Below are 20,244 nucleotides of genomic sequence, written 5' to 3' on the forward strand. Positions count from 1 at the left end.
CGATAAGGTTTGGCTAACTTGGTGGAGGCCCGTCCGACGGCCTTGGGGGGATCAAGGGGCGCATGCACCATACGCACAAAGAGGCCGCGCGTGAATGTGGCATTCATCCCCCTTCACTCCGCTTTCCTCACGGCTCTACGTCTTCTTCCGTACGGGGTCAGACACATACGGTAGTTAGAAGAGAGCCAAAGACCTTTTGCCGGAGGTCCCAGTGACTGTCTTCCCCGCACGTCCCGCGTTGCCCGTCACCACCCCTTCCAAGGCGCTCGCCCGGGTCGAGAGACCCACGTCGGCGCCCCCCAACAGCCTCGAACCGCAGCGCACCAGCCCCGTGGAGTGGGCTCGTCGCCGTCGGGCGGTCAAGGAAGCCCGCCGGATCGAAGCAGCCGGCGCGCGAGCGCTGACCCGCCTCGATCGCCTCGGTCCGACGTGGCACATCGTGGACTGGCCGCGCACCGACTACGCGCAGAGCTACCACGAGCCCGACCCCGCCGACGACCGCGCGGGCTTCCTGGCCATCGGGCCGGGCGGCATCTACGCGGTGACCGTCGCCGATCACGGCCGGGCCCGCGTGCTGATCGCCGGTGACGTGGTGCAGATCAACGGAAAGCGCCCGGCCTACGTGGCCGAGGCCCGCCGTGACGCCAAGCGCGCCGGCCGGGCGATGTCCGCCGCCGTCGGGCTGACCATTCCGGTCACCCCGGTGCTGGCGTTCGTCGGCTCCGGTGTGATCAGCGTGCACGGCCTGCCCAAGGACTGCCTGGTGGCGACCCACCGCGAGCTCGACCGGCTGCTCATCGCCGGCGGTTCACGGATCTCGCCGGCCACGGCGGCCAAGCTCCGCGCGGTCGCCGAACACCCGGCGACGTGGTCCAACGCGCCCTACCGCCCGGCCGGCGACTACCGCTGGTACCCCGACGGACAAACCGCCGCTGACAAGCGCGCGAGCCGCCGGTAACGTTCCTTCCCGAGTACCGTTCGTAGCCGTAGGGCTGCGAGTCGCGGCGCGGCCGGTTTTCCACCGGCCGCCGCCACGGCGGTGGAGTGAGGGAGGTGCGGGTGGCGCACGTCGAGCTCTCGTTGTCGGGGGCGTTCGTGCCGCAGGCGCGTACGCCGGCCGAGTCCGAGTTCATGGCCAATGTCGACCGTTGGATCACGACGGTCACCACCGCGGCAGAGCCGTGCCTGGTCATCGATGTCGCGCAGACCATCCGGGCCCTCTCGCCCTCGTGCTCCGAGCTGCTCGGCCTGGGTCGCCCGGCCGACGCGGTGGGCGGGGCCCTGCTCGGCGAGGCGCTGCGGCTGATCGACTTCACCGCGGGCGGCGGCGAGCTCGACGAACCCGAGCTCGAGAAGATCCCGCCGCTGCTGGCCATCAAGAGCAAGCGGCTGGCCCGCGGCCTGATGCGGGTGCAGACCGGCGGCGCCGACGGCCACCTCACCGTCGACGCGATCGCGACGCCGCTGGTCGACAACGACCAGGTCGTCGCCTCACTCACGTTTTTCTCGCCGGTCAGGTATTGATCCGAAGTTGGTTCGCGTTGCCCTGACCCGGCCCGTACTCTCGGGTAATGCTCGATCTTGACCTGCTGCCCGGGGAGTACGCGGTGTGCCGGCTGCCCGCCGGAACCCCGCTGCCCGCCTCGCTGAACCGCGGGCCGAACGACAAGAGCGTCGTCTCGGTGACCTGGGCGCCGGACGAGACCTCGATCATCTGCCCGGCCGGCCTGGCGCCGCCGGACGCGTCCGCCGAGACCCCGTGGCGCTGCCTGCGCGTGGTCGGCCCGCTCGACTTCGCGCTCGTCGGGGTGCTGGCGTCGCTGGTCGGGCCGCTGGCCGAGGCCCGGGTCAGCGTGGTCACCTTCTCGACCTACGACACCGATTACGTGCTCGTGCCCACGGTTCGGCTGGCCGACGCCAGCAACGCGCTCATCCGGGCCGGGCATCGCATCGCGGAATGATTCAATCGACGGCCGTCGCGCCCTACCATGGTCGTCGTGTTGCGTCCCGCTTACGCGCTGCTGGCCCTGACCGCCGGGTCGCTGCTGCTTCATGCCTGCGGCGCGCCGCCCGAGCCGCTGCCCTCGGCCCCACCGGCCACGCGTAACAGCGGCGGCCCGTCCTCCTCGGCGACGGTGCCGTCCTTCCCCGCGACGACGCCGTACCCGACGAACCCCACCTTCCCCACCCAGCCCACCTTCCCGCCCACCACGACGCTGCCGCCGACCACCACACCACCGCCCACCCCGGCGCCACTGTGTGGCGGATCCCCGAGCAAGCAACAGGTCCTGAAGGCCGTGAAGGGCAAACCGGGCATCCCGACCAAGCCGCTCGAGGTGCGGTACGGCCCCTACTGCGACGACAGCTGGCAGTTCGCCATCCTCGGGATCGTCGGCCAGGACGAGGACGACGTCGACCCGCTGCTCCTGCTCACCAAGGGCAAGGCGTCGTCCCTGACCGTCGTGGCGGCCGGCGCCGACGTGTGCGACGGCAGCGAGACCGGCGCCCCCACGGGCATCAAGGCGCGGGCCTGCGGCGGCTCGTAAGCTGTCAGGCATGCCCGGCACACCTCCCACCCGCTTCGTCTACCTCGGCCCCGAAGGCACCTTCACCGAGCAGGCCCTGCGGACGATCAGCGCGGCCGAGCACGGGCTGCGGACACCGGCCCGGAGCGTGCCCGAGGCGCTGGAGGCGGTGCGGACCGGCACGGCCGACGCGGCCCTGGTCCCGCTGGAGAACTCGGTCGGCGGCGCCGTCACGGTCACCCTCGACGAGATCGCCGCCGGCAGCCCGCTGATGATCACCCGCGAGGTCGTCATCCCGGTCGAGTTCCAGCTCGCCGCGCCCCGGCCGATCCCGCTGTCCGACATCCGCACGGTCGCCGCCCACCCGCAGGCGTCCGCCCAGTGCCGCCACTGGCTCCGAGCCAACATGCCCGACGCCACGGTCATCGACGTCCTGTCCAACGCGGCCGCCGCCATCAGCGCCGCCGCCGGCGACCACGACGCGGCGATCTGCGCCCCCATCGGCGTACCCCGCAACCACCTGACCGTCCTGGCCGACAAGATCGCCGACCGGGCCGACGCCGTGACCCGCTTCGCCCTGCTCACCCGCCCCACCGCGCCCGCACCACCAACCGGCGACGACGTCACCTCCCTGGCCGTGACCATCAGCCACGACCGCGTCGGCACGCTCCTGGCCGTCCTGACCGAGCTGGCGGTCCGCGGCATCAACCTGAGCCGCATCGAGTCCCGCCCCACCGGCGAGCAACTCGGCACCTACGTCTTCTTCCTCGACTGCACCGGCCACATCGCCGAGCCCCGCATGGGCGAGGCCCTCCAGGGCTTGCGCCGCATCTGCGCCGACGTCCGCTTCCTCGGCAGCTACCCGCGCCACCGCTGGTCCTCGGCCGCGGCCGCCGAGCCCCTCCCCACGACGGCCGGCCTCACCGACGCCGACTTCGCCGACAGCTCAGCCTGGCTCAATCGCCTCCGCACGGCCGGGTCATAAACCTTTAGGGGTACGCCGGGCACATGGTCCCGGCCGCCTCAGCGAGCTGGTCGGTGGTCCGGGCCGTTGCGCCGGCATCCGGGGGAACGGGTGGGTCGGGCTTTCCTCGCGAGGTCGCCCATGCGCCGGTTTTGGTAGCGCCCGCTGCGGCCAGACGGCACGCCGTCGCAGGCTGCGGCGGGGCGGCCAGGCGTTTAGTTACGCCCCACGGCGGCCAGCCGCGCGCCGTCAGGAGCGAAAGCGGCCAAGCGTTTCGTCGCGCCCACTGCCGCCAGAAACGCGCCGTCGCAAGCCAAAGCAGGCGACCAAGCGTCTGGTTGCGCCCACTGCCGCCAGATTCGCGCCGTCGTAGGTCAAGGCGGGCGGCCATGCCGGCGGGGCGTTTGGTTGCGCCCACTGCCGCCGCTCGCGCTATGACCGGTGGTAGCTCTGGACGGTATTCGGGCCGTAGATAGCGCGCTGGGCTACCACTCCGGGGTCGGGTGGTAGGACCGAACGGTGAAAGCGGCCCGGACGGCGCGCTGGGCTACCACCCCGGGGTCGGGTGGTAGGACCGAACGGTGAAAGCGGCCCGGACGGCGCGCTGGGCTACCACCCCGGGCTTGGGTGGTGGGGCCGGACGGGTAGGCGATCGAGGATGTTCGATCAGGTGCGATCGTCGAGTTCGTCTTCCCAGAGGCGGCGCAGCACCGGCGGCAGGTCGGCGGTGAGGGACGCGCGGACCTGGGCCAGTTCGTCGGCGGTCAGCGGGAGTGCGGGGAAGGCACGGCCGGCCGCCGCCGCGAAGGCTGATCCGCGCGCGGCCAAGGTGGGGGCGATCTCCAAGTAGGCCGGGAGGTAGGGCGCCACGAGGTCGCGCTGTGACACCGACCAGAAGCCGGTGGCCAGGGCTCGGAAGCGGCGGACCGACACCGTGGGGTCGGACGTCATCTCGGCCCAGGCCGCCGCCTTCGCCTCGGGATCGGGACGGGCGGCCAGGGCCGCGGCGGCGCCTAGCTCGCCGATGTTGGTGCCGTCGCGGCGGCGCTCGGCCTCGATGCCGGCGGCGTCCAGGGCGCCCAGCTCGGCCAGGCGCCGGATCGTCAGCCAGCGCAGGTCGGGGTCGAGGCGGAGGCCGTGGTCGGTGGAGTCGGCGTCCAGCCAGCGACGCAACCGGTCGGCGTCGGTGGTGGTGCGGGCCAGGCCGCGGGCCAGAGCGATGGCGCGCTGATCGTCGGGCGCAGGGGACCGGGAAGGGTCGGGCGCGCGGGAAGGATCAGGCACGCCGGAAGGATCAGACACCTGGGAAGGGCCGGGCCCGCGGGAAGGATCGGGCGCGGGGGAAAGGCCAGCGGCCTCGGGGAGGCAGGCGGCGGCGATCGCCTCCAGGGCGGCGGGCACCTCGGCGGGGGTGAGGCGGCGGCGGACCAGGTCGTCGAGGGTGCGGTCGAGGGCGGCGGACACCAGGGTTGGTGACGGCTCGTGCGGGAGCTGGCGGGTCAGCAGGTTGAGATGCGCGGCGGCCGGTGCGCGGTCGAGGACGGTTGCCCAGAGCACCGCCCGCACCAGCGGATCGGGGAGCGTGGCCAGGCCGTTCGCCACGGCGGCGGCGGAAGCCGGGTCGAGCTCGATGCGGGCGAAAGTCTCGCCGTACGCGTTGGGCACCACGATCAGGCCCGCCCACTCGGGGAACGGGACCGGGTCGCCGGCCAGGTCGATCAGGCGGTCGCCCACCGGCTTCAGATCGGGGGTGTACGCCGAGACGGTGAAGCGGTGCGGCCGTACGCCGTCGCGGGTCACCACGGGCACGTCGCGGTCGTCCCGGGTGACGCGGATGGTGTCGTGGCCGGACCGGCGCAGCCACAGCTCGGCCCAGCCGCGGACGTCGCGCGGTGAGGCGGCGTGCAGGGCGGACAGCAGGTCCTCGAGGGTGGCATTGCCGAAGCGGTGCCGGGTGAGATGCGCGTTCACGCCGGCCAGGAAGTCGTCCCGGCCGAGCCAGGTGACCAGCTGGCGGAGCACGGCGTTGCCCTTGGCGTACGAGATGTCGTCGAAGATCGTCGCGCCGGTGGCGGCGTCCGGCACGTCGTCGGTGGCCGGCGCGACCGGATGGGTGGACCGGCGGCGGTCGGCCCGGTAGGCGCCCGGCTTGAACGCCGCCTCGAATGACACCCGGGTGCCGGCGTACCCGGCCACCGACTCGGCCACGTCGAAGCCCATGAAGTCGGCGAACGACTCGTTGAGCCACGCGTCCTCCCACCACACCGGCGAGACCAGGTCGGCGAACCACATGTGGGACATCTCGTGGGCGATCACCATGGCGCGGCGCCGGCGGTCGTCGTCGGTGACCCGGCCCCGCGGCAGCATGAACTCGTTGACCGTGACGCAGCCCGGGTTCTCCATCGCGCCCCAGTTCAGCTCGGGCACGAACACCTGGTCGTAGGAGTCGAACGGGAACGGCTCGGTGAAGATCTCGGCGTAGTGGTCGAAGCAGACCTCGGTGACCCGCTTCAGCTCGGCCGCGTCGCGCTCCAGCTCGGCGGTCAGCGAGCGGCGGGCATGCCATCCCATGGGTACGCCGCGGTGCGCCCAGGCCACCGAATGGAACGGACCGGCCGCCACCACGAACAGGTCGCACGGGATCGGCGGCGTGGTGGCGAACTCGAACCGCCCGTCCGCGCCGTAGATCGGCAGCCCGTTGGACAGCACCGTCCACGTCGGATCGGCGGTCACGGCCAGCGTGATCGGCGCCTTCAGGTCCAGCTGGTCGAAGCAGGCGAACAGCCGCTGCGTGATGTCCAGTCCCAGATACCCGCCGACATACCGCTCCTCGTCCACCGGATCGACGAAGGTATGAAGTCCCTCGCCATCCGTGACGTAGGCCAGCCGGGCGTCCACGACGACCTCATGCGCACCGGGCGCCAGTCCGTCCAGGACGATCCGGCGCCCGTCATACGCGTGTATCGACGCGCCGTCGAGCGTCACGTCGAGCGAAGCGGCCTGGTGCAGTTCGAGAAAGGTGTCGCCGCCCGTGGTCCGGAACCGCACGGTCACCCGGCTGCGAAACCCTTCCGTCGAGGTGACGTCGAGGTCGAGATCGTAGGAGACCTCGGAGATCATGGCGGCGCGAGCCCGGGCTTCGGTGAGAGTGAGCGACACCGATCCAGGCTACGGGCACGTGGGTTTGAAGGAGCGTGCCCCAGCACGCGCGTGGAGCGAAGCGACCCTCGGCGGGAGCTGCGGTCTGAACCCACCACCCCGCTACGACCCCAAGATCTTAATCTTGATCTTGGGGTCGCGCAACCGGACGTCAGCTGAAGAGGTTGCCGATGACGCCGCCGGACTGCTGCTGGCCCTGGGCCGCGCCGGCCAATCCACCAGGCGGTTCCTCAGAAGGCTGGACCACAACGAACCCCTGGCCGGCGAAGCTCATCGTGAAGCGCTCGCCGGTGGAGCGGCCCAGCAGCGTGCCCAGGCCGAGCTGCTCGGCGCGGTGGTAGCCCGTCTGCAGGTTGGCCGACCAGCAGATCGCGGCCTGCGGGTCCACAAAGGTCGGCTGGTCGACGGAGAGCACGACCGGCGTTCCCTTGGTGGTGACGGCGATCCGGCCGTGACCGGAGAAGACGCAGTTGAACAGGCCGGCGTTGCTGAGCATGCCGGCGCCCTGGACCATCTTGATGTCATACTGGAGGGTCGCGTCGAACGCGAGCACGTTGGCGCCGTTGATGCTCAGCGAGTCGCCCGGCTCGATGTCGATCAGGTGGACATCCGCCGCGTTCTCGGCGAGGAAGACGTCGCCCCGGCCGCTGACCTTCATCAGCGGGACGCCCTCGCCGGTGAGCTTCTGCTTGAGGAACTTGCCGATACCGCCGGAGCCGAGCGCCTCGAACTGGACCTGACCCTGGTAGGCCACCATCGAGCCGACGCGAGCCATGAACTCGCCGTTGAGCTCAGCTTTCAGCAGCTTGGAATTCTGCAGACGGAGACCGGGCTGGGCCCCCTCCTTCTCGAGGTTTTCCGCCGAGAAAAGTTCGCTGCGCATCTAAATGCCTTTCCGAAGTGTGGAATCACAGGGTACGAGCCTCTGACAAGGGCAGACAGTGTCCGATCAGCCCCAGCCGAGCTCATGCAGACGGTGGTCGTCGATGCCGAAATGATGGGCTATTTCGTGTACCACCGTGATGGCCACCTCGTCGATGACATCCGTTTCCGTGTCGCACACTTTCAGCGTCGGCATGCGATAGATGGTGATCCGATCGGGCAGGACGCCGGCATAGTCCCAGCCGCGCTCGGTCAGCGCGTATCCCTCGTAGAGCCCGAGCAGGTCGTCGTTTCCCTCGGGTGGCCGGTCTTCCACCAGCACCACCACGTTGTTCATCAGATTGAGCAGCTCGACGGGCACCTCGTCGAGGGCCTCGCCGACCAGTTCCTCGAAACGTTCCCTGTTCATGTCCACCGGCACGAGGACCATTGTGCTCCGCCGGCCCCTCACTCAGGGGACCGGCGGAGTGGCGGAAAGTGTTCTTTTCAGCTGAGGGTCGCGGTCAGACTGATCGCGGCCCCGGGCGAGAGCAGGCGGGAGATCGGGCAGTTCTCCTTGGCGCCCTCGGCGAGCTTCTGGAAGGTGTCGTTGTCGATGCCGGGCACGTCGCCGACGGTCTCCAGCTCGATGCGGGTCACGCCGAAGCCGCCGTCGGTCTTGTCCAGGTGCACCTTCGCGGTGGTATCCACCGAGGTCGGGGTGAACCCGGCGTCGGCCAGACCCTTGGAGAACGCCATCGAGAAGCAGCCGGCGTGCGCGGCGCCGATCAGCTCCTCGGGGTTCGTCCCCTCGCCCTCCTCGAAGCGCGACTTGAACGAGTAGTTCCCCTGAAAGCCGCCCTTACCGGTCTTGATCGTGCCGGACCCCTCGGTCAGGGTCCCCTGCCAGCGGGCTGATGCAGAACGAATAGGCATGGGCTCGACGCTAGTCCATCGCGCCATCGGTGGCCGACGGACACTTCCACCGGCAACAATGTGGTGCATGGCGGCCGACCAGCACCCACCCACCGAGGAAGTGGTCGAGTTCGGCGCGCCCGAGCCGGCCGCCCGCGAGCGGCGGCGATGGAGTGCGACGGAGATCATCGTCGGGCTCGGGTCCGATCGGCGTACGGTCCCGCTGGCCGCGGCCGTGGGCGCGGTCGCGCTGTTCGCCTCGCTGATCTCCGAGTGGCAGGTGACCCTGCTGAAAAGCACCGAGACCGAGAACGTGCTCGGCGGCAACCGGCCGGTGCCGGCCGGACTGGCCGACCTGGGCGCGCTCGGCACCGGCTTCCTGGCCGGGCTATTCCTGCTCGCCGGCGCCGTGGTGTTCGTGCTGTTCGGGCCGCCGGCCGGGCGACCTTGGGCGCGGCTGGCCGGGCTGACCGTGGCCGGGGTCGAGGCGGCGGTGCTCGGGGCGCTCGCCCACGATCTGAGCTCGGCCACCCGGTCGCCGCTCGGGCTGTTCGCCGCCGGCATGCCCGAGGAGCAGGTGAATCTCACGTACGGCCGCGGCCTCTGGTGTGCCCTGGTCGGCGTGGGGGCGGTGGCGCTGGCGTTGTGGCTGGCCGGACGGCACCTGTCGCCCACACCGCCGGCGGGGGACGCGCCGGCGGCGGAGGCGGCCGATCCACCCGAGGAGATCTGGTCGTGGCGCCGGCCGCGGACCACGCCCGACGAGGAGACGCCGGACGCCCCGATCGGCCTGACCGTCACCTCGGTCAGCCCGTTCACCTCGCGCAGCGAAGACCGGGACTCGCCCGCCTGATATCGGGATGAACGTCCGCCGGACGCGCCGGTAGGCTCGGTAGCCGTGATTGACCTGCGTCTGCTTCGCGAAGATCCCGAGCTGTTCCGTGCCAGCCAGCGGCTGCGCGACGAGCCCACCGAGGTGGTCGACTCGTTGCTGCGCGCCGACGAGGAACGGCGGTCGGCCACCCAGCGGTTCGAGGCCGTGCGGGCGGAACAGAAATCGCTGGGCAAGCAGGTCGCCAAGTCGTCCGGGGACGAGCGGGCGGCGCTGCTCGCCCGCACGAAGGACCTCGCGACCGAGGTGAAGACGGCCGAGGCCGCCGCCACCGAGGCCGACCAGACCCTGCGCCGGGCCCATCTGGCCGTGCCCAACCTGGTGCAGGCCGGGGTCCCGGCGGGCGGCGAGGACGACTTCGTGGTGCTGCGCGAGGTCGGCGACCGGCCGCGGATCGAGAACCCCAAGGACCACCTGGAGCTGGGCGAGGGCCTGCGGGCGATCGACACCGAGCGCGGGGCCAAGGTGTCCGGCTCGCGGTTCTACTTCCTGACCGGGGTCGGCGCGCTGCTCCAGCTCGGACTGCTCCAAATCGCCATCCAGCAGGCGGTGGAACACGGGTTCACGCCGTCGATCACGCCGTCGCTGGTGCGGCCCGAGTCGATGGAGGGCACCGGGTTCCTCGGGGCGCACGCCTCGGAGGTGTACCGGCTCGAGGCGGACGACCTGTTCCTGGTCGGCACCTCGGAAGTGCCGCTGGCGGCGTACCACTCGAACGAGATTCTTGATCTGTCGAAGCCGGAACGGTTCGCGGGATGGTCGACGTGCTACCGCCGGGAGGCCGGCTCGCACGGCAAGGACGTGCGCGGCATCCTGCGCGTCCACCAGTTCGACAAGGTGGAGATGTTCTCGTTCTGTCGTCCCGAGGAAGCCGCCGCCGAGCATGAGCGGCTGCTCGCGATGGAGGAGGAGATGCTGGCCAAGGTCGAGGTGCCGTACCGGGTGATCGACGTGGCGGCCGGCGACCTGGGGTCGAGCGCGTCGCGCAAGCTCGACTGCGAGGCCTGGGTGCCGTCGCAGCAGCGCTACCGCGAGGTCACCTCGACGTCGAACTGCACCACCTTCCAGGCGCGGCGGCTGAACATCCGGTACCGCGACGAGGACGGCCGGCCGCAGACCGCGGCCACGCTCAACGGCACGCTCGCGACCACCCGGTGGCTCATCCCGATCCTGGAGAACCACCAGCAGCCGGACGGTTCGGTCCGGGTGCCGAAGGCGCTGCAGCCGTTCCTCGGCGGACGGGACGTCCTCGAACCTGCTCGGTAACGTGATCGCCACCGGCCCGCTACCAGAAGTCATGGCCGCTGGTAGTCGGGCCGGTGTAACGTTTCCCTTCCGCCCTGGAGCGGGGGTCCACCGACCCACGGAGGTTCAGATGCCTCGCTCAGGGCTCCCGAAGCTGATCGCCACCGATCTCGACGGCACCCTCGTCCGCAGCGACGACACGGTCTCCGCGTACACCCATGAGGTTCTTGATCGAGTACGCGCGGCCGGCATCCGCATCGTCGGGGCGACCGGTCGCGGGCCGCGGCTCTCCTCGCTGACCCGCGCCGACATCCGGGCCGCCGACTTCCTGGTGCTGGCGCACGGCGGGTGGGTCTACGACGTGACCGATCCACAGCCGCTGCGCTCGGCCCGCCTGCCCGGGCCGGTCCTCTCGACGTTGCTGGACGATCTGGAGCGCGCGATCGGGCCCCTGACGGTCATGGTCGAGGCGTTGGAACACCCGGATTCACCGCTGTGGGGCACCCGGACACCCGACTGGCGCTACGAGGTGGTGGTCGAGGAGCGGCCCCGGCACGAGTGTGTGGCCGGGGACGTGATCAAGGCGTACGCCTGCTCGGCCGCGCACGACGTCGACGACCTGCTGGCGGCGGCCCGGTCGGTGGTGCCACCGGCCGTGGCGACGATCACCCAGGCCGGGCTCAACGTGATCGAGATCTGCCCGCCCGCGGTCGACAAGGGCACCGGCCTGGCCGTGGTCGCCGAGACCGTCGGGGTCGACCCGGCCGACGTCCTGGTCTTCGGGGACATGCCCAACGACCTGCCGATGTTCGCCTGGGCCGGGTGGCAGCGGGTGGCCGTGGCCAACGCACACCCGACCGTGCTGGCCGCCGCCGACGAGGTGACGCTCACCAATGACCTGGACGGGGTGGCCGTCTATCTCGACCGGCTACTGTCGAGGTGATGCCTGCACCCTTCCGCCTCGTCGCGTCCGACATCGACGGCACCCTGATCCGCAGCGACGGCACGCTCAGTCCCCGCACCATCGACGTCATCGAGCGGCTGCCCGTGCCCCTCGTCCTGGTCACCGGGCGGCCGGTCCGCTGGTTGCGCCAGCTCTACGACCAGATGTCCGATCCGCCGCCGGCCGTGTGCGCGAACGGCGCCGTGGTCTACGACCCGGACACCGACGAGGTGCTGGTCGCCACCTCGATGGATGTCGAGTTGCTGCTCGACGTGGCCAAGAAGCTGCGCGACGCGGTGCCCGACATCTCGCTGGCCGTCGAGGTCGAGGACGGGCGAGCGTTCTGGTACGACGAGAACTGGCCGATGCGCTGGGAGAGCGAACACCGGCAGGTGCGCGTGCTCACCTCGCCCGAGGAACTGACCTCGGTGCCGGCGGTGAAGCTGCTGGCCCGATCCGCGTCGGCCGGGTCGCCCGACGACTTCTTCGCCCTGGTGTCGCGGACGCTGGGCGGGCTGGCCGAGACCACCCACTCGTCGTCGTCGGCGCTGGTCGAGATCTCCGCGGCCGGCGTCACCAAGGCGGCCGGGCTGGCCTGGCTCAGCGAGCGCGAGGGCATCACCGCCGAGCACGTGCTGGCCTTCGGCGACATGCCCAACGACCTGCCCATGCTGGCCTGGGCCGGGCACAGCGTGGCGATGGGCAACGCCCACCCGTCCGTCGCCGAGATCGCCGACGAGGTGACGGCGACCAACGACGAGGACGGTGTGGCGGTGTTCCTCGAAAAGACCTTCGGCCTCTAAAGGTATTGCCCCGCGCGGCCGTTCTCGGCGCCCTGCGGGCCCACCGGGAGCGCCGGGCGGCCCGGGATGGCGCCCCCGCCGCGGATCTGTTCGAGCTGGAGCCGGGCCGCCACCTGCTGGGCGACCAGCGCCGTCTGGATGCCGTGGAAGAGCCCCTCCAGCCAGCCGACCAGCTGCGCCTGGGCGATCCGCAGCTCGGCCTCGCTCGGCGGGGCGTCACCCTCGAACGGCAGGGACAGGCGCTCGAGCTCCTCGCGCAGTTCGGGGGCGAGGCCGTCTTCGAGCTCGGTGATCGAGCGCTGGTGGATCTCGCGGAGCCGGCCGCGGCTGGCCTCGTCGAGCGGCGCCGCCTTGACCTCTTCCAGCAGCTGCTTGATCATGCTGCCGATCCGCATCACCTTGGCCGGCTGCTCGATGAGGTTGCCGGGCTCGTCCGGCTTGAGAGTGCCATCCGACTCGACCGTGCCCATGGGTCGCCCGTCCGGGCCCACCACGATGACGGAGCCGTCGTCGTCCTGCTTGGCTGTGGTCTGGTTGTCGTCGGTCATCGGACCATCATGGCGCAACGTTTCTAGAGCCGAAGCTCGGCCACCGCGCACTTCACGCTTCCGCCGCCACGCTTGAGCTCGCTCAACTCGACCGGAACCGGTACGTACCCGGCCGCTTGCAGCTTGGCGGCCATGCCGGTGGCTTCAGCGTTGAGCACAACGTGGCGACCATCACTGACCAGGTTGAGGCCGAAGGACTCGGCGTCGGAGCGGTCGGCCAGCACCGCGTCCGGGAAGAGCTGGGCGAGGATTCGCTGCGAGGCCGGCGAGAACGCCTCGGGGTAGTAGGTGATGTGCCGGTCGTCGAGCGCGGCCAGGGCGGTGTCCAGGTGGTAGAAGGCCGGGTCGACCAGGCGGAGCGAGACCACCGGCCGGCCGAGGACCTCCTGCGCCTCGGCGTGCGCGGAGGATTCGGTCCGGAAGCCGTAGCCGGCCAGGATCAGCCCGCCGTACGCGCCGGGCAGGTAGGCGAAGTCGCCCTCACCCTCGTTGACCTGGGCCGGGTCGACGAAGGTCCAGGCGCCGTTGCGGTAGAAGAGCGCGTGGTGGGTGGCCTCGGCTGCACGCTGCGGGTGGCGGAACAGGGCGCCGTAGACCGTTCCGTCCACCGAGAAGGCGCCGTTGGCCGCGTAGACCATGTCGGGCAGGCCGGGCTGCGGGTCGAGCACGTGCACCTGGTGGCCCAGGCCGGCCAGCGTCTCGCGCAGGATCTCCCACTGCTTGAGGGCCAGACCGGCGTCCACCGCGATGGTGGTGTCCATCCACGGGTTGATCGCGTACTCGACCGTGAAGTGGCTCGGCGGACACATGAGATATGTCCGGTTTCGCGGGGCCCGCTCGGTGTGGCTCATGATCTAAAGGGTAGGTACGCTCAGGCGACCGAAACAGCTCATTGTCTTGCTCGTGGGAGGCGAATCGTTGCAGATGGACGCGGTTGACCAGCGAATCGTTGCGTTGCTGATGGCCGACGCGCGCGCCTCGTACGCGGAGATCGGCGGCAAGGTCTCGCTGTCCGCCCCCGCCGTGAAGCGCCGGGTCGACCGGCTGCGCTCGAGCGGGGTGATCAAGGGATTCACCACCGTCGTCGACCCGGCCGCGGTGGGCTGGACGACCGAGGCGTTCGTCGAGCTGTTCTGCACCGGGCGGACCACTCCGGCCCAGCTCACGGTGGCCACGCGGCGCCACCCCGAGGTGGTGGGGGCCTACACCGTGTCGGGTGAGGCGGACGCGCTGGTGCACCTGCGGGCGGCCGACATGCGGCACCTCGAACAGGCGCTGGAGCGGCTGCGGGCCGAGCCGTTCGTGACCTCCACGCGAAGCATGGTCGTGTTGTCGCGGCTGGTGGAGTCGCCGGTGACGTTGGGAACCAATCCCTGAGTCGCGCCGTCCCACCCGCATGTCACGCCGCATTCTTCTGGTCACCACCCTGCTGCTCGCGGGATGCACTTCCGGGACGCCCACGCCCACGCCGACCCCGCCGCCGGTCAAGAGCGGCTTCAAGCTCGTCGCGTTCGACTCGTGCGAACAGCTCACCAAGGACCTGAAGGCCGCGGCCAAGAAATCGGTCGGGCCGTGGGGCTTCAGCGGGGGCATGATGCGCACCTTCGGCGCCGTTCCCGATGGCGCACGCTCGGCGGCTTCTGCTGGTGGAACGGCTGACAAAGCCGCGCCGGCCTTCTCCGGAACCAACGTCCATGAGGTGGGCGTCGACGAGCCGGACATCGTCAAGACCGACGGGAAGCGGATCGTCACCATCACCGGCGGCTCGCTCCGGGTCATCGACGCCGCCTCGCACAAGGCCACCGGCCAGCTCCCCCTCGACGCGTGGGGCGACGCCGACCTGCTGCTCTCCGGCGACCGCGCGCTGGTCCTGACCCACCAGGGCGGCGGCGATGTGCTGTACGACCGGAAGATGCCGATGCGGCCGGCCGGCGCCGAGCTGATCCTGGTCGACCTGACCGGCGCGCCCCGGGTGATCAGCCGCTACCGGGGCGAGGGCCGGCTGGTCGACGCCCGGCAGACCGGCGACACCGCCCGGGTGGTGCTCACCAGCCAGCCGCGCATCACCTTCCCCGACCGGCCCGCCGCCCGCGACGACGACGAGGACCGGATCAAGGCCAACCAGCGTGTCATCGACCGGACCGGCGTGGACGCCTGGCTGCCGAGCTGGACCGTGACCACCGGCAACACCACCGAGCAGGGCAAGGTGGCCTGCAACGACGTGCGCCGGCCGGTCACCTACTCGGGCCGCTCGATGCTGACCGTGCTGACCTTCCCGCTGTCCGCGCCGAAGCTCGACAGCGGCCGCCCGGTCTCGATCGTGGCCGACGGCGACACCGTCTACGGCACCCCGACCAGCCTCTACGTGGCGTCCGACCAGCGCTGGCGGCTGGACTTCTTCCCGGGGCGCGACAACCGGACCGTGCCGCAGGAGACCGACGTCTTCCGGTTCGACGTCACCGGCTCCGAGCCGCCGGTCTACCGCGCGGCCGGGAAGGTGCCCGGCTTCCTGATCAATCAGTACGCGCTGTCCGAATGGGACGGTCACCTGCGGGTCGCCACCACCGACTCGGCCCAGCAGTCGTCCGCGGTGCGGGTCCTGAAACCCGACGGCGAGACCCTGACCCAGGTCGGCGAGGTGGATGGGCTGGGCAAGAACGAGCGGATCTACTCGGTGCGGTTCATCGGGCCGCGCGGGTACGTAGTGACGTTCCGCCAGACCGATCCGCTCTACAGCCTCGATCTCAGCAACCCGGCCGCGCCGCGCGTCACCGGTGAACTGAAGATCACCGGCTTCTCGGCCCACCTGCAGCCGGTCGGGCCGGATCGGCTCGTCGGGGTCGGCCAGGAGGCGACCGAGGAGGGCCGGCGGCAGGGCACCCAGGTGTCTTTGTTCGACGTGTCCGACCCGGCGGCGCCGCGGCGGCTGGCCCAGCACCACGTCAAGAACGGGTACTCCGAGGCCGAGTACGACCCGCACGCGATCCTGTGGTGGCCGGACACCAAGCTCTTCGCCGTACCCGTGAACGAAGGTCTTCTCGCCCTCACCGTGACCGACAACGGCCTGACGGAGGCCGGCCAGATCGCGCCGCGCGCCTCGGCCATGCAGGTGCGGCGCAACCTGGTCATCGGGGGCGAGCTGTGGACGCTCTACGAGAACGGCCTGCAGATCTCCCGGCTGTCCACCCTGGAGCCGGTCACCTACCTGCGGCTATAGGTACATGCCCGGGCGGTGGTCGGCGTCCTTGTCGGCGCCACCGCCGCCCGCCGGCTTGTCGCCCTCGCCGAAGAAACGCTTGCCGCCGAACTCGCCGTGCAACCGGTCGTCGAGCTCGTCGGCCAGGCCGGTCATCACCTGCACGGCCAGCATCAGGTGGGACGCCTGGAAATTGCGGCCGAACACCGGGATGGACGCCCACACCGTGTCCTGGGCGACGTAGAGGCGGCCGATCGGCATGCGGTTGGTCAGCTCGGACAGCTTCACGTAGAGCGTCTCGGTCGGCTCGACCTCGGTCAGGATCGGCGAGAAGACGTCGACCAGCGGCGGGTTGTCCCGGACCCGGACGAACACCATGGCCGAGCCGGCCCGGATGCCGATGTCACCGTCGGCGTCCTCCTGGAGCTGGTCGACGGTGGTCTTGGACATCGTGGCGACCACCGTGCGCACCCGCTCCTCGAGCGGGATGGCCTCCTCGGCGGCATGCGCGAGCGCGGCCGCGCCCTGCAGGTCGTCGAGGTTGAGGCCCTCTTCCAGGGTCGGCTCGTGACGCGCGGTGCCCAGCGGAGCGGTGGTGACCGGCTCGTCGTCGATGTCGTGCACCAGGTACATCAGGAACGCCGGGTGCGGCGCGCCGTACACATCACGCAGCGTGCGGGTGACGATGGTGGCGATGCGCGCGGCGTGGTCGGCCCTCGAGCGCAGCCCGAACGAGTCGCCCGAGTCGGCCTGCACGCCGGGCGGCGACCAGCCGAGCGCGATCAGGTCGGCGACCGCGGCCCGATCCATCCGGAAGCCGTCAGGCAGCTCGGCGTTGCCCACCGCGAGCGCCTCGACCACCTCGTCGTCGAGCACGCGCAGGCTGACCGAATAGACCGCCGTGCCGGTGCCCGAGGCGGTGGGGTCGAGGGTGACGTCGATGTGGCCGCCCGCGGACAGCTCCGGGATGAGCTTGGCCAGCGCGGCCGCGAACTCCTGCCACGCCTCCGTCACCTTGGCGCGCAGGTCGGCGGTGCTGGGCTCGTCGAGCAGAATGCCCTCGGGCTGGTCGCCCGTCGTGTCCGCGGTCATACCCGCCACCCTATCGAGTGGTTGTTTCCCACGAGCGGGCCAGCTCAGAGACGCGCTCCGCGACATCGGCGGGGTCGGCTCCGCGACCGACGGCCACCCCCATCAGGTACGCCGTGACGGGCGCGCCCGGCCGCAGCACCTGATGGGCGACATCGCGGGCGACGTCCAGGATCCGTGCCGTCTGGTCGTCGCCGGCCGCCAGGCCGAGTTCCCCGATCACCTCGCTGACCCACGCGTCCAGCTGGTTCATCAGCTCGCCCACTCCTCCGCGGTCCTGAGGTCGTCGTCGGTGTCACAGTCGAACCAGGGCGGCGGGCCGGGGCGGCGCCACGACACCTCGGCCACCCGCAGGTACTCCATCAACTCGCGGACCGAAGCGCCGTGCAGGCTGCCGCGTTCCTCGGTGAGCCGGTCGACGGCGTCACGCAGGGCCTGGGTCCGCCACACCCCGCAGAGCAACTGGCGGCGCCCGTCGGCGTCCCGGTAGACCGCGCCCTGCATCGGGGCCGACTCCACGGTCAGCCGCAGCACGTCGATCGCCTCGCCGGTGAGCAACGGCAGGTCGGCGGCGAGCAGCGCGGTGAACGCCACCCCCTCGGGCACCAGCTTGAGCCCCGCCGCCGTGGCCGCCACCGGCCCGCCGCCGGGCGGCTCCTCGCTCGTGCCGTGCACGTGAACCGGCAGGTCGGGCGGCACCCGGCCGACCACCACGCGGGGGTCGGCGTCATGCACCGCGGCCAGCACACGGGTCAGCATCGACTGACCGGCGACGGTCAGGGTCGGCTTGTCCGCACCGCCCATCCGACGCGCCGCTCCGCCGGCCAGGACCACCGCCGCAAATCCCCCCACGTACGTACCGTATCCCGGCGACGACAGTCGTGTGACCGCGTGCGGCCGCTGTGCGGAGCCCGGAGTCGCGCCTACGCTCGACTCATGGCCCGGACGATGAACCGCCGCCCCGTGACGAAGATCAATCTCGACGCCTCCGCGGAACCCCGCCGCCGCCCCGATGACCTGGCCGCGGAGGAGCCACTGGAGATCCGCGTCCGGAAGGCGCCGCTGGCGGTCACCATGCGTACCCCGGGCCAGGACATCGATCTGGCGGTCGGCTTCCTGCTCACCGAAGGGGTGATCACCAGCGCCGACGACGTGGTGACGGCCCAGCTCTGCGCCGGGACGGACACCCCGAACACCTACAACGTGGTCGACGTGGTGCTCGGCGCCGACGTCCCGCCGCCGGTCACCGACCCGAGCCGGAACTTCTACACCACCTCGTCCTGCGGCGTCTGCGGAAAGGCGAGCATCGATGCCGTCCGAACCCGATCACAGTTCGACATCGCCTCCGACGGCGTTTCCGTGACAGCTCGGACACTTGCCTCACTTCCCGACAAATTGCGCGCGGTCCAGAAGACCTTCGACCGCACCGGCGGCCTGCACGCCGCCGGCCTGTTCACCCCCGACGGCGAGCTGCTCGTGCTGCGCGAGGACGTCGGCCGGCACAACGCCGTGGACAAGGTGATCGGCTGGGCCCTCCGGGAAGGACGGGTGCCGCTGACCGGGCACGTGCTGCTGGTCTCCGGGCGGGCCAGCTTCGAACTCACCCAGAAGGCCTGGATGGCCGGGATCCCCCTGCTGGCGGCCGTTTCCGCGCCCAGCACGCTGGCCGCCGAACTGGCCGACGAGGCCGGCATGACGCTGGTCGGCTTCCTCCGCGGCCCGTCCATGAACGTGTACGCGGGAGCACATCGGGTCACCGTCTGACTGTCCATCGGTGTTCATCCATGCTCGCGAGGCTGCGAGCATGTCTGTTTCGCGAAGAACCCTGCTCGTCGGCAGCGCCGCCGCCACCGCCTTTCCGTTCTCGTTGCCCGCCACACCGCTTCGCTCCGACCCGTTCACGCTCGGCGTGGCCTCAGGTGACCCCGAACCGGACGGCGTCGTGCTGTGGACCCGGCTCGCCGTCAGCCCGCTTGCCGAGGACGGGCTGGGTGGCATGGCCAGCCGTCCGATCAAGGTCGAGTGGGAACTGGCCGCCGACGAGCCGGAGCTGATCCTGCACCTCGGCGACTACCAGTACGAGTACCAGGCCGGCGTCTACACGATCCCCGGCGGCAACCCGCGCGACCACCAAGGCCCGGAAACCGTGACGCTGGCCAACTACCGGCAGCGGCACGCCCAGTACAAGACCGACCCCGACCTGCAGGCCGCGCATGCTGTCGCGCCGTGGGCGGTGGTCTTCGACGACCACGAGATCGAGAACAACTGGGCCGACGAGGTGCCCGAGCAGCCGGACCCCGACTTCCCGGCCCGCCGCGCCGCCGCCTTCCAGGCGTACTACGAGAACATGCCGCTGCGCCGCCGCTCCCCTCCCACAGGGCATCGACATGCAGCTCTACCGCCGGATCAAGTGGGGCCGGCTGGCCACCTTCCACATGCTCGACACCCGGCAGTACCGCGACGACCAGGGCTGCGGGGACGGCTACAAGGACTGCCCCGCCGCGATCGACCCGGCGCGCTCGATCACCGGCGCCTCGCAGGAGCAGTGGCTGCTCGACGGGTTCCGCCGCTCCGACGCCCGCTGGGACGTGCTCGGCCAGCAGGTGTTCTTCGGTCAGCGGGACAACAACTCGGGCCCGGCCAAGGTGGTCAGCATGGACTCCTGGGACGGGTACGCGGCCTCCCGCGACCGGATCACCCGCGGCTGGGTCGACGCCGGGGTCCGCAACCCGGTCGTGCTCACCGGCGACGTTCACGCGCACTGGGCCGACGAGCTCAAGCTGGACTGGAACGATCCGACGTCGCGCACGGTCGGCACCGAGCTGGTCTGCTCGTCGATCACCTCGACCGGTGACGGCGCGGACGTGGTGGGTGGGCGGCACCCGTGGACCGACTGGAACCCGCACCTCCGCTTCTACAACAACCAGCGTGGGTACGTGCGGACCACGATCACCCGCGAGTCGATGACGGCGGACTTCCGGGTTCTGCCCTATGTGACGCGGGCCGGGGCGCCGGTTCACACCCGGGCCACGTTCGTGATCGAGGACCGGGTGCCGGGGCTGCACCAGACGGCCTGATCCTCGGCGTCACCCTTCCAGGCGCCG

Annotated in this window: 22 protein-coding genes and 1 pseudogene; 14 read left to right on the forward strand and 9 right to left on the reverse strand. The window is 70.9% G+C overall.

Annotated elements, in window-relative coordinates:
- The first annotated feature begins 331 nt into the window (after window positions 1–331).
- The 5 genes from AB0M54_RS31220 (at window position 332) to pheA (ending at window position 3,510) form a co-directional block, all read left to right on the forward strand.
- Window positions 332–958 carry a hypothetical protein gene (locus tag AB0M54_RS31220; RefSeq protein ID WP_364316941.1) on the forward strand — a complete coding sequence of 209 codons (627 nt, stop codon included), beginning with the start codon at window positions 332–334 and terminating at the stop codon, window positions 956–958.
- 101 nt (window positions 959–1,059) lie between these two features.
- Entirely contained in the window at window positions 1,060–1,524 is a 465-nt protein-coding gene (locus AB0M54_RS31225; protein WP_364312454.1) for a hypothetical protein, read from the forward strand.
- 47 nt (window positions 1,525–1,571) lie between these two features.
- On the forward strand, window positions 1,572–1,961 hold the full coding sequence (locus AB0M54_RS31230; protein WP_364312452.1) for an ACT domain-containing protein: 390 nt from the start codon (window positions 1,572–1,574) through the stop codon (window positions 1,959–1,961).
- A 36-nt stretch (window positions 1,962–1,997) separates the two neighbouring features.
- A complete protein-coding gene (locus AB0M54_RS31235) occupies window positions 1,998–2,546 on the forward strand; it encodes a hypothetical protein (protein ID WP_364312450.1) in 549 nt (182 codons plus the stop codon).
- Between the two features lie 10 nt (window positions 2,547–2,556).
- Window positions 2,557–3,510 (forward strand): prephenate dehydratase, encoded by a 954-nt coding sequence (pheA, locus tag AB0M54_RS31240; RefSeq protein WP_364312447.1) that lies wholly within the window; start codon window positions 2,557–2,559, stop codon window positions 3,508–3,510.
- Between the two features lie 645 nt (window positions 3,511–4,155).
- Here pheA and AB0M54_RS31245 read toward each other — a convergent pair.
- The 4 genes from AB0M54_RS31245 to AB0M54_RS31260 all read right to left on the reverse strand — a co-directional run bounded on the left by AB0M54_RS31245 (window position 4,156) and on the right by AB0M54_RS31260 (window position 8,445).
- Window positions 4,156–6,648, reverse strand: a complete 2,493-nt coding sequence (locus tag AB0M54_RS31245; RefSeq protein WP_364475279.1) for a M1 family aminopeptidase — start codon at window positions 6,646–6,648, stop codon at window positions 4,156–4,158.
- A 151-nt stretch (window positions 6,649–6,799) separates the two neighbouring features.
- Window positions 6,800–7,531 (reverse strand): AIM24 family protein, encoded by a 732-nt coding sequence (locus AB0M54_RS31250; protein WP_364312439.1) that lies wholly within the window; start codon window positions 7,529–7,531, stop codon window positions 6,800–6,802.
- A gap of 66 nt (window positions 7,532–7,597) precedes the next feature.
- The gene (locus tag AB0M54_RS31255; protein WP_364316939.1) at window positions 7,598–7,945 is read right to left on the reverse strand and encodes a metallopeptidase family protein; all 348 of its coding nucleotides are present in this window, start codon (window positions 7,943–7,945) and stop codon (window positions 7,598–7,600) included.
- Window positions 7,946–8,016: 71 nt separating this feature from the next.
- Entirely contained in the window at window positions 8,017–8,445 is a 429-nt protein-coding gene (locus AB0M54_RS31260; protein WP_364312436.1) for an OsmC family protein, read from the reverse strand.
- Window positions 8,446–8,512: 67 nt separating this feature from the next.
- On the opposite strand from AB0M54_RS31260, the gene AB0M54_RS31265 reads away from it, so the two are divergent.
- The 4 genes from AB0M54_RS31265 to AB0M54_RS31280 all read left to right on the forward strand — a co-directional run bounded on the left by AB0M54_RS31265 (window position 8,513) and on the right by AB0M54_RS31280 (window position 12,307).
- Window positions 8,513–9,277 (forward strand): hypothetical protein, encoded by a 765-nt coding sequence (locus AB0M54_RS31265; protein ID WP_364312433.1) that lies wholly within the window; start codon window positions 8,513–8,515, stop codon window positions 9,275–9,277.
- Window positions 9,278–9,322: 45 nt separating this feature from the next.
- Window positions 9,323–10,582: a serine--tRNA ligase gene (serS, locus tag AB0M54_RS31270; RefSeq protein ID WP_364475281.1), complete on the forward strand. Its 1,260-nt coding sequence runs from the start codon at window positions 9,323–9,325 to the stop codon at window positions 10,580–10,582.
- Window positions 10,583–10,691: 109 nt separating this feature from the next.
- Window positions 10,692–11,504: an HAD hydrolase family protein gene (locus AB0M54_RS31275; protein ID WP_364475283.1), complete on the forward strand. Its 813-nt coding sequence runs from the start codon at window positions 10,692–10,694 to the stop codon at window positions 11,502–11,504.
- Window positions 11,504–12,307: an HAD family hydrolase gene (locus tag AB0M54_RS31280; protein WP_364475285.1), complete on the forward strand. Its 804-nt coding sequence runs from the start codon at window positions 11,504–11,506 to the stop codon at window positions 12,305–12,307. The genes AB0M54_RS31275 and AB0M54_RS31280 overlap by 1 nt, the downstream gene beginning before the upstream one ends.
- On the opposite strand, the gene AB0M54_RS31285 is transcribed toward AB0M54_RS31280, so the two are convergent.
- Window positions 12,304–12,855, reverse strand: coding sequence for a bacterial proteasome activator family protein (locus tag AB0M54_RS31285; RefSeq protein ID WP_364312423.1), 552 nt, complete (start codon window positions 12,853–12,855; stop codon window positions 12,304–12,306). The genes AB0M54_RS31280 and AB0M54_RS31285 overlap by 4 nt on opposite strands.
- 23 nt (window positions 12,856–12,878) lie before the next feature.
- Window positions 12,879–13,706: a dimethylargininase gene (ddaH, locus tag AB0M54_RS31290; RefSeq protein WP_364312420.1), complete on the reverse strand. Its 828-nt coding sequence runs from the start codon at window positions 13,704–13,706 to the stop codon at window positions 12,879–12,881.
- Window positions 13,707–13,773: 67 nt separating this feature from the next.
- On the opposite strand from ddaH, the gene AB0M54_RS31295 reads away from it, so the two are divergent.
- Both AB0M54_RS31295 and AB0M54_RS31300 read left to right on the forward strand, forming a co-directional pair.
- A complete protein-coding gene (locus tag AB0M54_RS31295) occupies window positions 13,774–14,232 on the forward strand; it encodes an Lrp/AsnC family transcriptional regulator (RefSeq protein ID WP_364316936.1) in 459 nt (152 codons plus the stop codon).
- Window positions 14,233–14,251: 19 nt separating this feature from the next.
- Window positions 14,252–16,072, forward strand: a complete 1,821-nt coding sequence (locus AB0M54_RS31300) for a beta-propeller domain-containing protein (RefSeq protein ID WP_364475287.1) — start codon at window positions 14,252–14,254, stop codon at window positions 16,070–16,072.
- Here the strand turns inward: AB0M54_RS31300 and AB0M54_RS31305 are convergent.
- Genes AB0M54_RS31305 through AB0M54_RS31315 form a run of 3 tightly spaced genes read right to left on the reverse strand, consistent with a single transcriptional unit; the run spans window position 16,067 to window position 17,992 of the window.
- Window positions 16,067–17,143, reverse strand: a complete 1,077-nt coding sequence (locus AB0M54_RS31305; protein WP_364475288.1) for a hypothetical protein — start codon at window positions 17,141–17,143, stop codon at window positions 16,067–16,069. The genes AB0M54_RS31300 and AB0M54_RS31305 overlap by 6 nt on opposite strands.
- Before the next feature lie 10 nt (window positions 17,144–17,153).
- Window positions 17,154–17,393, reverse strand: a complete 240-nt coding sequence (locus tag AB0M54_RS31310) for a DUF6457 domain-containing protein (RefSeq protein ID WP_364312413.1) — start codon at window positions 17,391–17,393, stop codon at window positions 17,154–17,156.
- Window positions 17,393–17,992, reverse strand: coding sequence for an NTP transferase domain-containing protein (locus AB0M54_RS31315; RefSeq protein ID WP_364312410.1), 600 nt, complete (start codon window positions 17,990–17,992; stop codon window positions 17,393–17,395). The genes AB0M54_RS31310 and AB0M54_RS31315 overlap by 1 nt, the downstream gene beginning before the upstream one ends.
- Window positions 17,993–18,076: 84 nt before the next feature.
- On the opposite strand from AB0M54_RS31315, the gene fdhD reads away from it, so the two are divergent.
- The 3 genes and pseudogenes from fdhD (at window position 18,077) to AB0M54_RS31330 (ending at window position 20,217) form a co-directional block, all read left to right on the forward strand.
- Window positions 18,077–18,904: a formate dehydrogenase accessory sulfurtransferase FdhD gene (gene fdhD / locus AB0M54_RS31320; RefSeq protein ID WP_364312407.1), complete on the forward strand. Its 828-nt coding sequence runs from the start codon at window positions 18,077–18,079 to the stop codon at window positions 18,902–18,904.
- Between the two features lie 40 nt (window positions 18,905–18,944).
- Window positions 18,945–19,451: pseudogene (locus AB0M54_RS31325) on the forward strand (alkaline phosphatase D family protein); the annotation flags it as partial.
- Window positions 19,452–19,527: 76 nt separating this feature from the next.
- Window positions 19,528–20,217, forward strand: coding sequence for an alkaline phosphatase D family protein (locus AB0M54_RS31330; protein WP_364475290.1), 690 nt, complete (start codon window positions 19,528–19,530; stop codon window positions 20,215–20,217).
- Window positions 20,218–20,244: the final 27 nt, after the last annotated feature.

Origin of the sequence: Actinoplanes sp. NPDC051470, assembly GCF_040682035.1 — a bacterium.
Lineage (GTDB): Bacteria > Actinomycetota > Actinomycetes > Mycobacteriales > Micromonosporaceae > Actinoplanes.